This window comes from Microbacterium sp. H1-D42, assembly GCF_022637555.1.
In the GTDB taxonomy this organism is placed as follows: Bacteria; Actinomycetota; Actinomycetes; order Actinomycetales; family Microbacteriaceae; genus Microbacterium.
In genome coordinates this window covers 3027391-3041061 of sequence record NZ_CP093342.1, presented here as the reverse complement: position 1 = coordinate 3041061, position 13671 = coordinate 3027391, and the positions used below count along the sequence as shown (strand labels likewise).

Genomic DNA, 13671 nt, shown 5'->3' with positions numbered 1-13671 from the left:
CCCGGTGCAGACCTCCGCCCCGCAGCCTCCCGACCTCGCGCCGGTACTCGACCTCATCGCGCAGGACGCTCGACAGAACCGGTTCTCTCGTTGGGGCACATCCACGGTGATCGACGAGAACACCGGTGAGCCGGTCATCGATCGGCCGCTCTTCGATGCCCTGCACGCGGCTGCGGGTCTCGACGCCCAGTACCCCATCGGCAATGCGGGCGTGATCCACGTCTACGGCTACTGGTTCTCGACGGCGCTGACGCCATACGGCTACAAGCGCGACAGATGGCAGAACGGCGAACTCGCCGCGGCCCTCGGCCAGCCTGAGACACGCTTCCACCTGTTCTCAGACCCAACATCCACTCCGCTGCAGCGGGTCACCGCGGCGACGTTGCCTCTGCTGCGCCAGCCCCCGACGGACGCCAAAGTCGCCGGCGCCCAGGTGGATGGACTCGATACCCGCGTCGTCCTGGTCGCCGCAGACGGCATCACCGCGGACCGTTTGGCTGCGAACGGCTCCTCCATCTGTGCGCTCATCTATGGCATCCGACGCGGTGAGGATTGGCAGCTGATCACGACTTTTCCGCTTGCCGGGGATCCGGACGTCGTCGTCGCCGACTTCCTCGCCGACCGCAGGCTCCGGTGGAACGCGGCCCCTCAAAGGGATCTGTAACCGAATATTCACCTCCTCGTAGACGTAGCGTCCAATCGCTGCGCCTAGAGTGGACGCATTGTCCACTGAAGGAGCGCGAGTGAATCCCAGCATCATCTTCGACTTCGACGGCACCCTCGCCGTCGGCAACGGCCCCGTCCTGGCCTACGCCCGCTACGCAGCGGAAGCCGCCGCAGATGACTACCTCACTCGCGTCGAGGTCGAACTCGCGAGCTACGACCGCGGTGAATCGCGATTCCGCGACGGCTACGACGTCGTCGGCACGCTCGCCCGCGAAGACGGCGTCGACGAGGACACCCTCCAGGCCGCCTACCAGCACAGCCGCACGCGCCTCGGCACGGATGACGCCCCCGTCTCACCCGCACCTGGTCTGCTCGACCTGCTGCAGAGCCTCGACCCCGGCATCCGCATCATCCTTGCGACCAACGCACCCGGCGCGGGCATTCCGGCGCTGCTGGACACCTGGGGCCTCACCGGCCGCTTCGCCGCCACGCATTTCACCGTCGGCAAGCCGACCGGCCTCGAGCCGATCCTGAAGGCCGCTCTCACCGACGGCCCCGTACTCTCGATCGGCGACATCTTCGCGTTCGACCTCGCGCCGGCGCAGGCGCTCGGTGCCGACACCGCGCTCGTCGGAGCCACCGCCGAGACGTCGGACGCAACCCCGACCATGCGCGGCACGACGCTCGCGCAGCTCACCCCCGACATCCATCGCTGGGCCGCCTCGGCACTCAGCACTCCGGCTTGACCCTGCAACACCGCTCTTCCGCATCACCCCTCTTCACCTCAGCACCGAAAGGTAATACGCGCATGCGCAAGCCCATCGTCGCCGCGAGCATCTTCGCCGCAGCAGCACTCGTCCTCACCGGTTGCAGTGCAGCCGACAGCGCCGACTCCGGAGCATCCGACTCTGCATGGCCCGAGGAGATCACCATCTCGCTCGTGCCCTCGACCGAGAACGCCGACCTCGCAGAGGCGCTCACTCCGCTGACCAGCTACCTCAGTGACGAACTCGGCATCAAGGTCAACGGTGTCGTGGCCAGCAACTACGCAGCCACGGTCGAAGCACTCGGCGCCGACCAGGCCCAGGTCATCATCACCGACGCCGGGTCGCTCTACAACGCGATCAACCAGTACGACGCCGAGCTGATCCTGCGCGACGTGCGCTTCGGCGCGAGCTCGTACGCATCGGTCGCCTACACGAACAACCCCGACAAGTACTGCGACGACGAGCCGGTCAAGGCGAAGTACGCAGCCAACGACGTCGAGCTCAGCTTCTGCAACGGGATCGAGAAGGCGGGCGAAGCCTCGACCGGCACCGGCCCCGCCGCCATCGACTCACTCGAGAAGATCGACAAGGGCACCAAGGTCGCGCTGCAGGCAGCAACGTCGCCCGCCGGCTACCAGTACCCGGTCGTCGCGATGCAGGCCGCCGGAATCGACACCGACAAGGACATCACCCAGGTGCCCGTCGAAGGCAACAACAACGCCGTGCTCGCCGTGTACAACGGCGACGCCGAGGTGGCCTTCGGATTCTGGGACGCGCGCTCCAGCGTGCTCACCGAAGCCCCCGATGTCGCCGACAAGGTCGTGGCCTTCGCCTACACCGACATGATCCCCAACGGCGGCGTCGCCGTCAGCAGCAGCCTGCCCGACGACCTGGTCGCCAAGCTCACCAAGCTGATGGACGGCTACGTCGACTCGTCCGATGAGGCCAAGCAGGTCATGACCGACCTCGTGAGCCTCACCGACTGGACGGCAGAGACCAACCAGGACGAGATCGACCGCTACGGCGAGATCCTGCAGAAGTTCTCCAACTGACCCACCCTGTAGAGAAGAACGCATGGAAACCTCCTGGCACGTAGAGCTCGACCGCGTCTCGGTCACCTATCCGAACGGCACCCGCGCTCTGAAGGAGGCCTCCCTGCGGATCGAAGCGGGTGAGATGGTCTCGATCGTCGGCTTGTCCGGCTCGGGCAAGTCCACCCTCATCCGCACCATCAACGGGCTCGTGCGGGCCACCGGCGGCACCGTCGCCGTGGGCCCGCACGAGGTCACCGCCCTGCGCGGGCGGGCGCTGCGCGAACTGCGTGGACACATCGGCATGATCTTCCAGGGCTTCAACCTGGCTGAGCGCACCGACGTCTACCACAACGTGCTCGTCGGCCGCTTCGCGCACGCCCCCGCCTGGCGCAATCTGCTGGGCATCCCCTCACCGGACGACCGCGAGATCGCCCTCACGGCCCTCGACTCGGTCGGCATGCTCGAGAAGGTCTGGGCACGCGGCGGAGCCCTCTCCGGCGGACAGAAGCAGCGCGTCGCCATCGCCCGCGCGCTCTCGCAGGAGCCCAGCATCATGCTCGCCGACGAGCCGGTCGCCTCGCTCGACCCGCCCACGGCGCACGCCGTCATGAGCGATCTGCGCCGGATCAACGCCGAGCGCGGGCTGACGGTGATGGTCAACATCCACATGATGGACCTCGCTCGCGAGTACACGACCCGCATGATCGGCCTTCGTGCCGGCGAGATCGTCTACGACGGCCCGGCCCAGGATGCCACCGATGCCGACTTCGAGCAGATCTACGGGCGCCCGATCCAGGTGCGCGACCAGATGGGCACCGCCGGATGAGTGCATCCGCCCTCGGGGCTCCGCCCTCGCAGCAGACACCACCCCGGCACGACCTGCCCCCGAAACCGCGCAACCTGCGGCGGACGGTCCTCATCGTCGCGGTGCTGGTCGCGTTCACCATCGCCACCTGCCTCCCGGCGATCGGCGGCGTCGAGATCGATCTCGCATCGATCGCGAAGCACTGGACGAACGGCGCCAAGAAGCTCGCGCAGATGCTGCAGCCGAACTGGGCCTTCCTGCCCCGCACCATCGACCCGATGCTCGAGACGCTGCAGATGGCTCTGGTGGGCGCGGTGGTCGCGGCGATCATCTCGGTGCCGCTGACGCTGTGGGCATCCAAGCCCACGAACCCCAACCGCCTCAGCCGCGTCATCGTCCGCACCGTCGTGAACGTCGTGCGCTCAGTGCCGGACCTCGTCTACGCGGCCGTGCTGGTCGCGATGGTCGGAGTCGGTGTGCTGCCCGGGCTGATCACCCTGGTGCTCTTCGACATCGGAATCATCGTGAAGCTGGTCTCTGAGGCGATCGACTCGGCCGATCACGGCTACATGGAAGCGGGCAAGGCCGCAGGCGGCACCCAGTTCCAGATCAACCGCACCACCGCTCTGCCGCAGACCATGCCGCTGTTCGCCAATCAGTGGCTCTACACGCTCGAACTCAACGTGCGCATCTCGGCCATCCTCGGATTCGTCGGCGCCGGCGGCATCGGCAGGCTCCTCGACGAGCGCCGCAACTTCTATGCCTACGGCGACGTCTCGGTGATCATCCTCGAGATCCTCGTCGTCGTCGTCCTCATCGAACTGATCTCGAACGCGCTGCGAAGGAGGCTCGCATGACCTCTCTTTCGGTGCCCCGTCGGCCCTCGCGGCTGTGGCCGACCGTCTTCGCGCTCCTCGCCGGGATCATCATCATCGCCGCGACCGTCGGACTGCAGATCCCGTGGTCAGACGTGCCGAAGATCCCCGAGAACGTGGCGAAGTACTTCGGCCTGATGTTCGCGCCCCCGAACTGGGAGAAGCTGCCGCGCGCGCTCGTGGAGATGTGGCGCTCCATCTCGATGGCCTGGCTCGGTGCGATCCTCTGCGTCGTGGTCTCCATCCCGCTCGGGATACTCGCCGCGCGCGGCGTCGGACCGGCGTGGCTGCGGACCGTGCTGCGCGGGGGCTTCGCGCTCATCCGCGCCATCCCCGAGGTGATCATCGCGCTCATCCTGCTCACCGTCACCGGCCTCACCCCGTTCACGGGAATGCTCGCACTCGGGATCGCCGGCATTGGCACGCAGGCCAAGTGGGTCTACGAGACGATCGAATCCGCAGAGGAAGGCGCCTCCGAAGCCGTCCGCGCGGCGGGAGGGACGACCTCAGAGGTCACCCGGTGGGCGCTGTGGCCGGCGGTCGCCCCTGCACTCATGTCGTTCGCGCTCTACCGCTTCGAGATCAACATCCGCACCTCGGCCGTCCTCGGCATGGTCGGCGCCGGCGGCATCGGCAGTATGCTCGCGAACTACACGCAGTTCCGCGAGTGGGACACCGTCGGCATGCTGCTGATCGTGGTGGTTGTCGTGACCATGATCATCGACGCGATCTCGGGGGCTGTGCGCCGCCGGATCATGGAAGGAGACCGTTCAGGTGAACTGGCACGGGTCGTCTGACGCGCCTCCGCTGGCCCGCATCGCGGCGCTGACGCCATCGCTGCAGCCGGGGGAGCGGCGCGTCACCGAAGCGATCATGGCCGACCGCGGTGCCACGGTCGAGCGCACAGCGCAGGAACTCGCCGACGCGGTCGGGGTCGGGCGCACGACGGTGATCCGCGCGGCGCAGTCGCTCGGATACGAGGGCTACCCTCAACTGCGCGTCGCGCTCGCACAGGAGCTCGCGCTGGAGTCGGTCGACACCGGCGAAGCCGATGGCACCATGCTCGGCGCCGTCCGCGCAGGGGTGAGCCGATTCGCGGCGCGCCTGAGCAACACGGCCGCCGCGCTCACCGAGGACGACGTGCAGCAGTTCATGTCGCTGCTGGACCGATCGCAGCGTGTGCTCGTGCTCGCGAACGGCCTGTCCGGCTCGCTCGGAATCGACCTGGTGCTGCGCCTGAACTCTGCCGGGCGCCCCGCCGAGATCCTCATGGACGCGCTGTCCCAGCAGATCTCCGCACGCCAACTCGGACCCGACTCGCTGTGCGTGGTGATCTCGGGCTCCGGCGCGAACCGCTCCACGCTCGAGGGCATCGGCGCGGCGAAGAAGGGTGGCGCGAAAGTCGTCGCGATCACCTCGTTCGCTCGTTCGGCAGTGGCGGATGCTGCAGACGTGGCGCTCGTGGTGCCGCCGATCAACGAGAGCTTCCAGGACGAACTCATCCACACGTCGCGTGCGGCGCTCATGCTGCTGATCGAGCTGCTCGTCGAGCAGTTCGTCGTCTATCGCGGCGAACGCGGCCGCGAGGCGCAGGCCGCGGCGCTGTCGATGCTCGGCGGAGGCATCCTGGAGTAGTCGTCAGCCGACGATCCGCGCGACCTCTCCGGCTGCGCGAAGGAACCCGTGGAAGTCGGGCTCGTCCGCGGCGGGATCGAGGATGACAGCATCCACTCCCACCTCCGTGAAACCGGCGACGCCGGCGGCGACCTCGGCCGGCGTGCCGCACAGCCCCCGGCTGACCTCGACGGCGTCATCGCCGTGCTGCGCGATGACGCGCGCTGCGGCACCGTCTCCGAACGCGGCGGTGACATACGCGACGACCGTCGTGTCGCCTCCGAGACCCGCAGCCCGGCCCGCTCGCACCTGTGCGACCTGCGCGCCGACTTCGGCCGGCGTCAGGCCCGAGACCAGCACCGTGCCGTCAGCGATCTCGCCGGTCAGCGCGAGTGTCTTCGCGCCCTGACCGGCGGCGTACACCGGCGGTGCCGAGTCGACCGGCCAGTCCAGACGGACGGCGTCGAGCGTCACGTACCGCCCAGACATGCTCACCTCTTCGCCCGCGAGCAGGGCGCGCAGCGCCGTGACCTGCTCGCGCATGAGGGTCAGCGGCGAGGCGACCTTCGCACCCACCTGGGCCATCCACGACTGCACGCCGTGCCCGAGGCCAGGCAGGAACCGGCCGGGGAACATCCGCTCGATCGTCGCGATCTCCATCGCCGTGACAGCCACATTGCGCAGCGGCAGCGGAGCGATGCCGAGTCCGATGCGCAGGTTCTCGCTCCAGGCGAGCGCGGCGGCCGCCGAGGCGTAGCCCGATTCGCGGAAGCAGTCCTCCCACAGCCAGAGCTCGGGCACCCCCGCCGCTTCGGCGACCTGCACCGCGGCACGCAGCTCTTCTGGCGCGTGGTGGTACGGGTTGAACACGGCTCCGATGCGGGTCATGCCGCACCTCGCAGGTCGGGCCGGGCAGCGGAGCAGATCACAGGGGTGCGCATAGCGCGAGTCTGGCACACGGGCGTTGCGTGAACCGGCCGGAACAGACGCCTCAGTGCGGTTTGAGCAGCTCACCCAGCGTGCGCAGCGTCTCCTCCAGTCCCACCGACGGCTCGAGCAGCCACTGCACCTGCAGACCGTCGGAGGCGGCGACGATGAGAGCAGCCAGATGCTCGGCCGGCAGGTCGTCGCGCACGGTGCCGGCCTGCTGCGCTGCCCTCAGGTCTTCCGTCAACTGGCCGCGGACGCGCTCGAAGCGTGCCGTGAAGAACGCCTTGCCGACCTCGCTCTGGCTCTCGAGCGACGCGGCGACCAGGGTCGTGTACAGCTGCACGAGTCCTGGCACCTCGACGTTCGCGATGGCGGCCGTGACCATCACGTCGATGCCGGTGGGCGGCGTCGTGCACTCGGATGCGGCGCGCTGCGCCTCGGCGTGCGCGTACACGGCGACGAGAAGCTGCTCGCGCGAGTCGAAGTAGTGCAGCAGGGCTGCATGCGAGACGCCGATGGCCTCGGCGATCCGGCGCAGCGACGTGCCGTCGGCGCCGCGCTCGCGGAACACCTCGATCGCCCGATCGAGGATCTCCAGACGGCGTGCGACGCCCTTGGGGCGTGCGCCCTCCCGCCCGATCACGGGCTCATCGCGTGCAGTCACGCTCCCGATCGTACTCGTTCGGACAAATAAACCTCCATATGGAGGTTTGGTGATACTCTCGACGCACACACCGCCCGGTGTGCTCGACGACGACGTACGAAGGACCGACATGTCACTGCCCATCGCTTCCGTGCAGCTCTACTCCCTCGCCAAGGAGTTCTCGGCCGACATGCGCGGTTCGCTCGACCGCCTCGCGGCGATCGGATTCGCTCACGTCGAGGCCTTCGACTTCGTCTCGCGTCCGACCGAGGTGCGTTCCGCATTGGATGCCAGTGGGCTGAGCGCCCCGACCGGCCACGCCCCGCTGCTCTCGGACGAGCTGTGGACACCTGACGGCGCGATCCCCACCCCAGCGCCGGAGGTCGTCTTCGCAGCCGCGGCAGAGGTCGGCATCACCACCGTCATCGATCCGTTCGTCGCCCCCGAGCGCTGGCTCACCGAAGGCGGCGTCGCCGACGTCGCCGAGCGGCTCAACCAGGCAGCAGAGCAGGCCGCATCGTTCGGCCTGAGCGTCGGCTATCACAACCACGCCCAGGAGTTCGTGGCCTCGTTCGGCGGGCAGTCCGCGTACGAGCGCTTCGCCCTGCTCACCGACGACCGCGTGCAGCTCGAACTCGACCTCTTCTGGGCCCAGGCCGGCGGGCAGGACGTGCCTGCACTGGTCGCCCAGCTCGGCGAACGACTGACCGCGGTGCACATCAAGGACGGTGTGGTTCCGGCATCCAACCCCTGGGCGCAGGGTGCACCCGACTTCGGCACCGACAGCCTCGACCAGCGCCACGCGGGCACCGGCGACGTGCCCCTCGCCGCCGCGCTGCGCGCCGGCGACAGCATCCGCTATGCCATCGTCGAGTACGACCACGCACCTGGCGATGTGTTCGACGACGTCGCAGCGAGCCTCGCCTTCCTGCGCGACGGCGGGTTCGTCGCATGAGCGCGCCACTCGGAGTCGGCATCGTCGGCATGGGCGTCATCAGCGACACCTACCTGCAGAACCTCACCTCGTTCCCCGACGTGAAGGTCGTCGCCGTCGGCGACCTGCTGCCGGAGCGCGCACAGGCGCAGGCTGAGAAGTACGGCGTCGCATCGTGGGGCACGACCGATGACGTGCTGGCGGATGATGCGGTGGAGCTCGTCGTCAATCTGACCATCCCGCAGGCGCACATCGAGGTGTCATCGAGAGCGGTCGCCGCCGGCAAGCACGTCTGGTCGGAGAAGCCGCTCGGTCTCGACCTGGCCGGCACCAAGGAGCTGCTGCGCGCCGCCGAAGTCGCCGGCGTGCGCATCGGCTCGGCGCCGGACACGATCCTCGGCCCGGGGTTCCAGACCGCGAAGCGTGCGATCCGGGACGGCGTCATCGGACGGCCGCTGTTCGTGAACACGGTCTTCCAGACTCAGGGGCCCGACATGTGGCATCCCGAGCCCGCGTTCCTCTTCGCGAACGGCGCGGGACCGCTGCTCGACATGGGGCCGTACTACTTCTCTGCGCTCGTCAGCCTGCTCGGTCCGATCGCCGGGGTCGCCGCTCGCGGCTCGCGTTCGCGCACCGAGCGCGAGATCCGCACCGGTCCGCGCGCGGGGGAGACGTTCACGGTCGAGGTGCCCTCGACCGTGCAGGTGCTCACGACCTTCGAGGCGGGGCAGCACGGCACGCACCTGCTGAGCTTCGACTCCGCCCTCGAGCGGCACGGGATCGTCGAGATCCACGGCACCGAGGGATCGATCGTGCTGCCGGACCCGAACCAGTTCGACGGGCGCATCGCCTATGTGAAGCCCCTCGGCGTGCTGCGCGACGGCATGTCGTTCGAGCAGGAGTGGATCGAGATCGAATCGCAGGGCACGGTCGTCGGCCGCGGACTCGGCGTGCTCGACATGGCCCGCGCGATCGCCGAGGACAGGCCGCACGTCGCGAGCGGCGAGCTCGGCTACCACGTGCTCGACGTCATGCTCTCGGCGCAGGCGTCGGCCTCGACGGGTCAGTACCTGGAGATCGAGAGCACCGTCGCACCGGTGCCGCTGCTCGCGGACGGCTTCGATCCCTTTGCGACGACGCGGTGAGCAGATGACGCGGTGAGCAGATGACGCGGTGATCCGCCCGGCGCGCGCAATCCGATGCCGTCACGGGAATACTCGCCCGGCCGCACTGTTGCCACGAGAATGACAACTCTGGGAATCATCGGCGCAGGACACATCGGCAGCCAGGTCGCGCGGGCAGCCATCACCGCAGGCTACGACGTGGTGATCGCGAACTCGCGCGGCCCCGAGACGCTGGGCGACCTGGTCGCGGAGCTCGGGCCGAAGGCGCGCGCCGCGACGGCAGCGGATGCCGGCGCTGCCGGCGACATCGTCGTCGTGACCGTGCCGATGGGGGCGCTGCCGCAGATCCCCGTCGAACCGCTCGCGGGCAAGATCGTGCTCGACACGAACAACTACTACTTCGAGCGCGACGGGCACATCGAGGCGATCGACAGGGGTGAGACCACCTCGTCGCAGTTGCTGCAGGACCACCTGCCGATGTCGCGCGTGGCCAAGGCGTTCAACCACATCCGCTCTGAGGAGATCACCACCGACGGCACTCCGGCAGGCTCCGCGAACCGCCGCGCACTGGCGACGTCGAGCGATCACGCCGATGCGGTCGAGTTCGTCACCGGCTTCTACGATGTGCTCGGCTTCGACACGGTCAACATCGGACCGCTGAGCGAATCATGGCGCGTCGAGCGCGACCGCCCGGCCTACGTCGTGCGCCAGAACGCCGACGAGCTGACCGCCAACCTCGCGATCGCGAACCGGATCGCCTGACGCTCGCGCTTCAGGCGTCCAGGCGCAGCAGCACCTTGGACGCCTGAGGCGTGGTCGCCGTGCGGAATGCCTCTTCGGCATCCGCCATCGCGAACTCGTGCGAGATCACCGGCGACACGTCCAGACCGTCGGCCAGCATGCGGATCGCGGTGTCCATCTCGTCGACGAAGCGATAGCTGCCGCGGTAGTCGATCTCCTTCGTGACGATCCCGGCGATGCTGGCCTCGATCGTGCCGGCGCGCAGGTTGCCAGCCTGCACGATCACGCCGCCGGGCCTGGTCGCGCCGATCACGCCGCCGAGGGCGGCGCCGACACCGGAAGCCTCGATGCTGACGTCGACGTTCTGCGGCAGCGGTTCGCCTGCGCCGACGTTCACGACTTCGTCGGCGCCGCCGGCTGTTGCGACGGCGAGAGCGTGGGCCGAGACATCCGCGCCGATCACCCGCCCCGCGCCTGCATGTCGCAGGGCGGCGATCACCAGCGAGCCGATCGGACCGCAGCCGTTGACCAGCACCGATCGTCCGCGCACATCTCCGGCGCGGGAGATGGCGTGCAGGGCGACCGAAAGCGGTTCGACGATGGCCCCGTCGCGCAGCGTGACCCCGGCCGGCAGCAGCCGCACCTGATCGAGTCGCACGCGCCGCAGGTTCGAGAAGCCGCCGTCCTCGTGCGGACTCACCGCGGCGGAGCCGAAGTAGCGCACGACCGGCCACAGGTTCGGCCGCTCGGTGGCCCCCGGCCATGCGGCGGGCTCGCCCACGCGCGTGGCCGGGTGCACCGTGACAGGCGCGCCGATCCGGATGCCGGCGGCTTCAGCATCCGCCGCGACATCGGTGCCGATCCCGGCGACCGTGCCAGACACCTCGTGGCCGAGGATGAGCGGGTCGCGCAGGATCGCGGTGCCAGAGGCGCCGTGCTTCCAGTACGCCAGGTCGCTGCCGCAGATGCCGCCGTAGGCCATCTGAATGAGGATGCCATCGGTCCCGGCATCCGGGGATGCCACTTCGGTGACGCGCAGATCGTTCGCGGCGTGGACGACGACGGCTCTCATGTGCATTCCTCTTTCAGCGTCTTCAGATCTCAGCGTCTTCAGAACAGGTCGATCAGGGCCAGCGCGCCCACGGCGAACACCGACACGGACGACAGGGCCAGCCACACGGTGAACCACTTGCCGTCTGCCACGCGCTCGTCGATCTGCTTCGCACGCAGGTACCAGGTGGCCACGACGATGGCCATCAGGAAGATCGCGTTGCCGATGCCGGCGATCACGATCATCGTGAACGGCGACTTGATGAACAGGAAGAAGATGCCCCAGACGATCGGCAGCACCACCATCAGCACCTTCAGCCAGATGCCCCGGCGGGCGACGTCGCGCCAGTCGAAGGCTCCGAAGATCGCGAGGGTGTTGGCGACCTGGCGGGCGAAGCCCGGGATGTTGGCCATCGCGGTCTTGAACAGGGTGAGCGCGACGCCGAGCAGGAAGATCCACCCTGTCCACTCGCCGAGCGTGTCGGTGAACATGCGCGCCAGCACGTCGAACATGTCGGTGCCCGACGGGATCAGGCCCTGCGGGTGCAGCACCGAGGCGCCGAGGATGTAGAACGCGATGGTGGAGATCGTGTAGATGAACCACGACAGCATCGCGTCCTTCTTCATGACCGACATCCATCCGCGAGCGCGGGCGACCCACGCGTCCGAGCCATCGTTGGGGCCGGTGAAGCGGGCGTAGCCCTTCTCGACGCACCAGTACGAGTAGGCAGTGATCTCGCCGGCGCCGACACCGGTCATGCCGAACATCGCCAGGGCGACGCCCATGGTGCCGATCGGGATCTGGAAGAGCAGGCCCGAACCCAGGTCGGACGCGGTCCAGGCGAACGGCGTGAACTGCACGCCGAACACCATGATGATCACCAGCAGGGTGACGATCGACACCATCACGGTGGCGAGACCCTCGATCAGGGAGTACTTGTTCGTGATCTGGATGGCGATCGCGATGGCGATCAGGATGGCGAGCCAGATGCCGATCGACAGCAGCGAGAACGGGTCGCCGCCCACGGGGATGAGCATGCTCATCGCGAGAGCCGCACCGCCGATGACACCACCCTGTCCGATGATGATCTGCAGGAACATCAGCAGGCCGATGTACGAGATCCATCCACGGCCGAACAGCTTCGGCGGGACGTCGTTGTACCCCTCCATCGAGGGGCGTCCGGTGGAGATCGACCAGCGCGCGATCTCGACCTGGATGGCGACCTTCACGAGCGTGGAGACCAGCACGATCCACAGCAGCACGAAGCCGGCGGTTGCGCCGAGCGCCGTGGCGGTGATCAGCTCGCCGGAGCCGACGACAGCGGCGCTGGTGAGGAATCCCGGCCCGAAGTACTTCAGGCTCGCCTTCCAGCCGCGGGGTGGCTCCTTGATGTCGGCCACGTTCAGGATGTACGGGTCGTGCGGCTGTGCGGGGGCTGTCGTCGATGACATCTCTACGCCTTTCGTCATTGATGTACTAATATATAAGCACTGGATCGGAAAGTCCAGGGGTTTGTTGAGCGGTGGCATAGATTGGATATCGTGCTTCCCCACCCATCCCGTCCGGCGAGTCGAGCCGCGCTGCATGCGGCGCTGCGGCAGCGCATCATCGACCTCGACCTCGCGCCTGGGGCCGTGCTCCGCGAGAGTGAGCTCACTGCCGATCACGGGGTGAGTCGCACGCCGATCCGGGAGTGCCTGATCATGCTGCGCCAGGAGGGCTTCGTCGAGGTCCTTCCGCAGGTCGGCACTTTCGTGGCGCGGGTGGATCCGCGCCGCGTGGCCGACGCCCAGTTCATCCGCGAGGCCGTCGAGACCACGAGTCTGCAGCAGGTGGACTACCCGCTCGACGCGCAGGTCGCCGAGCGGTTGAAGGCCAATGTCGCCAGCCAGCAGGGCACCGAGGATGATGTCGCGGCATTCGTCGCGCTGGATGAGGAGTTCCATCGTGGACTGCTGGCGCTCAGCGGCCGCGAGAGCGCCTGGGATGCGATCGCCTCGGAGCGCGCCCACCTCGATCGCGCCCGCCGGCTCGGCCTTGCCGAGGTCACCCCGGTGATGTACATCGCCGAGCACGCCGAGATCCTGGATGCTGTGCTGTCGGGCGACCGGGAGCACGCGCTCGACGCTCTGCGGCGGCATGTGCGGGCGGTCTTCTCGGACATCGATCGGGTCAGAGAGCGGATGCCCGAGCTGTTCACGCCGGAGGCGTGACCGCACAGCTTGATACCCCTGGGGGTATAGTACGATGGACGAAACCATCCGAGAGGACCTTTGAACCATGTGCGCACCGGTGACCTGCGAGACCTGCGGCAAGACGACGTGGCAAGGCTGCGGCGAGCACATCGAACAGGCGCTCGCCGGCGTTCCCGCCGACCAGCGCTGCGCCGGCCACTGAAGTCGGTCACTGAAGCCAGTCGCTGAGCGCGCGCTCGCGACTGGCATCCACGCTCCTGCACGCCGCGGCGGTGCACTGACATCCGCGGGA

General features: G+C 68.2%; 15 protein-coding genes. 11 read left to right on the top strand and 4 right to left on the bottom strand.

Going from position 1 to position 13671, the window contains the following annotated elements; all coding sequences use genetic code 11:
* The first annotated feature begins 4 nt into the window (after positions 1-4).
* From MNR00_RS14485 to MNR00_RS14455, 7 genes are all read left to right on the top strand, one after another.
* Positions 5-664, top strand: a complete 660-nt coding sequence (locus MNR00_RS14485; RefSeq protein ID WP_241926618.1) for an amino acid deaminase — start codon at positions 5-7, stop codon at positions 662-664.
* A 79-nt stretch (positions 665-743) separates the two neighbouring features.
* A complete protein-coding gene (locus MNR00_RS14480) occupies positions 744-1412 on the top strand; it encodes an HAD family hydrolase (protein ID WP_241926617.1) in 669 nt (222 codons plus the stop codon).
* A gap of 62 nt (positions 1413-1474) precedes the next feature.
* The gene (phnD, locus tag MNR00_RS14475) at positions 1475-2485 is read left to right on the top strand and encodes a phosphate/phosphite/phosphonate ABC transporter substrate-binding protein (protein WP_241926616.1); all 1011 of its coding nucleotides are present in this window, start codon (positions 1475-1477) and stop codon (positions 2483-2485) included.
* A gap of 22 nt (positions 2486-2507) precedes the next feature.
* Positions 2508-3293 (top strand): phosphonate ABC transporter ATP-binding protein, encoded by a 786-nt coding sequence (gene phnC / locus MNR00_RS14470; protein WP_241926615.1) that lies wholly within the window; start codon positions 2508-2510, stop codon positions 3291-3293.
* Positions 3290-4129: a phosphonate ABC transporter, permease protein PhnE gene (gene phnE, locus MNR00_RS14465; protein ID WP_241926614.1), complete on the top strand. Its 840-nt coding sequence runs from the start codon at positions 3290-3292 to the stop codon at positions 4127-4129. The genes phnC and phnE (MNR00_RS14465) overlap by 4 nt, the downstream gene beginning before the upstream one ends.
* Positions 4126-4944: a phosphonate ABC transporter, permease protein PhnE gene (gene phnE, locus MNR00_RS14460; protein WP_241926613.1), complete on the top strand. Its 819-nt coding sequence runs from the start codon at positions 4126-4128 to the stop codon at positions 4942-4944. Before phnE (MNR00_RS14465) ends, phnE (MNR00_RS14460) begins: the two co-directional genes overlap by 4 nt.
* Positions 4922-5782: a MurR/RpiR family transcriptional regulator gene (locus MNR00_RS14455; protein ID WP_241926612.1), complete on the top strand. Its 861-nt coding sequence runs from the start codon at positions 4922-4924 to the stop codon at positions 5780-5782. Before phnE (MNR00_RS14460) ends, MNR00_RS14455 begins: the two co-directional genes overlap by 23 nt.
* A gap of 3 nt (positions 5783-5785) precedes the next feature.
* Here the strand turns inward: MNR00_RS14455 and MNR00_RS14450 are convergent, their stop codons facing one another.
* Positions 5786-6649: an LLM class flavin-dependent oxidoreductase gene (locus MNR00_RS14450; RefSeq protein WP_241926611.1), complete on the bottom strand. Its 864-nt coding sequence runs from the start codon at positions 6647-6649 to the stop codon at positions 5786-5788.
* Between the two features lie 103 nt (positions 6650-6752).
* Positions 6753-7355: a TetR/AcrR family transcriptional regulator gene (locus MNR00_RS14445; protein WP_241926610.1), complete on the bottom strand. Its 603-nt coding sequence runs from the start codon at positions 7353-7355 to the stop codon at positions 6753-6755.
* Positions 7356-7464: 109 nt separating this feature from the next.
* Here MNR00_RS14445 and MNR00_RS14440 point away from each other — a divergent pair, with 109 nt between their 5' ends.
* The 3 genes from MNR00_RS14440 to MNR00_RS14430 all read left to right on the top strand — a co-directional run bounded on the left by MNR00_RS14440 (position 7465) and on the right by MNR00_RS14430 (position 10154).
* Positions 7465-8289, top strand: a complete 825-nt coding sequence (locus MNR00_RS14440; RefSeq protein WP_241926609.1) for a TIM barrel protein — start codon at positions 7465-7467, stop codon at positions 8287-8289.
* Positions 8286-9413, top strand: a complete 1128-nt coding sequence (locus MNR00_RS14435; protein WP_241926608.1) for a Gfo/Idh/MocA family oxidoreductase — start codon at positions 8286-8288, stop codon at positions 9411-9413. Before MNR00_RS14440 ends, MNR00_RS14435 begins: the two co-directional genes overlap by 4 nt.
* A gap of 99 nt (positions 9414-9512) precedes the next feature.
* A complete protein-coding gene (locus tag MNR00_RS14430; protein ID WP_241926607.1) occupies positions 9513-10154 on the top strand; it encodes an NAD(P)-binding domain-containing protein in 642 nt (213 codons plus the stop codon).
* A gap of 10 nt (positions 10155-10164) precedes the next feature.
* Here the strand turns inward: MNR00_RS14430 and MNR00_RS14425 are convergent, their stop codons facing one another.
* Both MNR00_RS14425 and MNR00_RS14420 read right to left on the bottom strand, forming a co-directional pair.
* Positions 10165-11205 (bottom strand): L-idonate 5-dehydrogenase, encoded by a 1041-nt coding sequence (locus tag MNR00_RS14425; RefSeq protein ID WP_241926606.1) that lies wholly within the window; start codon positions 11203-11205, stop codon positions 10165-10167.
* Between the two features lie 38 nt (positions 11206-11243).
* Positions 11244-12635: an Nramp family divalent metal transporter gene (locus MNR00_RS14420; RefSeq protein ID WP_241926605.1), complete on the bottom strand. Its 1392-nt coding sequence runs from the start codon at positions 12633-12635 to the stop codon at positions 11244-11246.
* Between the two features lie 90 nt (positions 12636-12725).
* Between MNR00_RS14420 and MNR00_RS14415 the strand changes: the two genes are divergently transcribed.
* On the top strand, positions 12726-13397 hold the full coding sequence (locus MNR00_RS14415) for a GntR family transcriptional regulator (protein ID WP_241926604.1): 672 nt from the start codon (positions 12726-12728) through the stop codon (positions 13395-13397).
* Positions 13398-13671 lie beyond the last annotated feature (274 nt).

What these genes read in the sequence shown, in the direction of transcription:
- MNR00_RS14430 (WP_241926607.1), top strand. Translation starts at nt 9,513, where the DNA reads ATGACAACTCTGGGAATCATCGGCGCAGGACACATCGGCAGCCAGGTC.
- phnC (WP_241926615.1), top strand. Translation starts at nt 2,508, where the DNA reads ATGGAAACCTCCTGGCACGTAGAGCTCGACCGCGTCTCGGTCACCTAT.
- phnE (WP_241926613.1), top strand. Translation starts at nt 4,126, where the DNA reads ATGACCTCTCTTTCGGTGCCCCGTCGGCCCTCGCGGCTGTGGCCGACC.
- MNR00_RS14435 (WP_241926608.1), top strand. Translation starts at nt 8,286, where the DNA reads ATGAGCGCGCCACTCGGAGTCGGCATCGTCGGCATGGGCGTCATCAGC.
- MNR00_RS14425 (WP_241926606.1), bottom strand. Translation starts at nt 11,205, where the DNA reads ATGAGAGCCGTCGTCGTCCACGCCGCGAACGATCTGCGCGTCACCGAA.
- MNR00_RS14420 (WP_241926605.1), bottom strand. Translation starts at nt 12,635, where the DNA reads ATGTCATCGACGACAGCCCCCGCACAGCCGCACGACCCGTACATCCTG.
- phnE (WP_241926614.1), top strand. Translation starts at nt 3,290, where the DNA reads ATGAGTGCATCCGCCCTCGGGGCTCCGCCCTCGCAGCAGACACCACCC.
- MNR00_RS14450 (WP_241926611.1), bottom strand. Translation starts at nt 6,649, where the DNA reads ATGACCCGCATCGGAGCCGTGTTCAACCCGTACCACCACGCGCCAGAA.
- phnD (WP_241926616.1), top strand. Translation starts at nt 1,475, where the DNA reads ATGCGCAAGCCCATCGTCGCCGCGAGCATCTTCGCCGCAGCAGCACTC.
- MNR00_RS14440 (WP_241926609.1), top strand. Translation starts at nt 7,465, where the DNA reads ATGTCACTGCCCATCGCTTCCGTGCAGCTCTACTCCCTCGCCAAGGAG.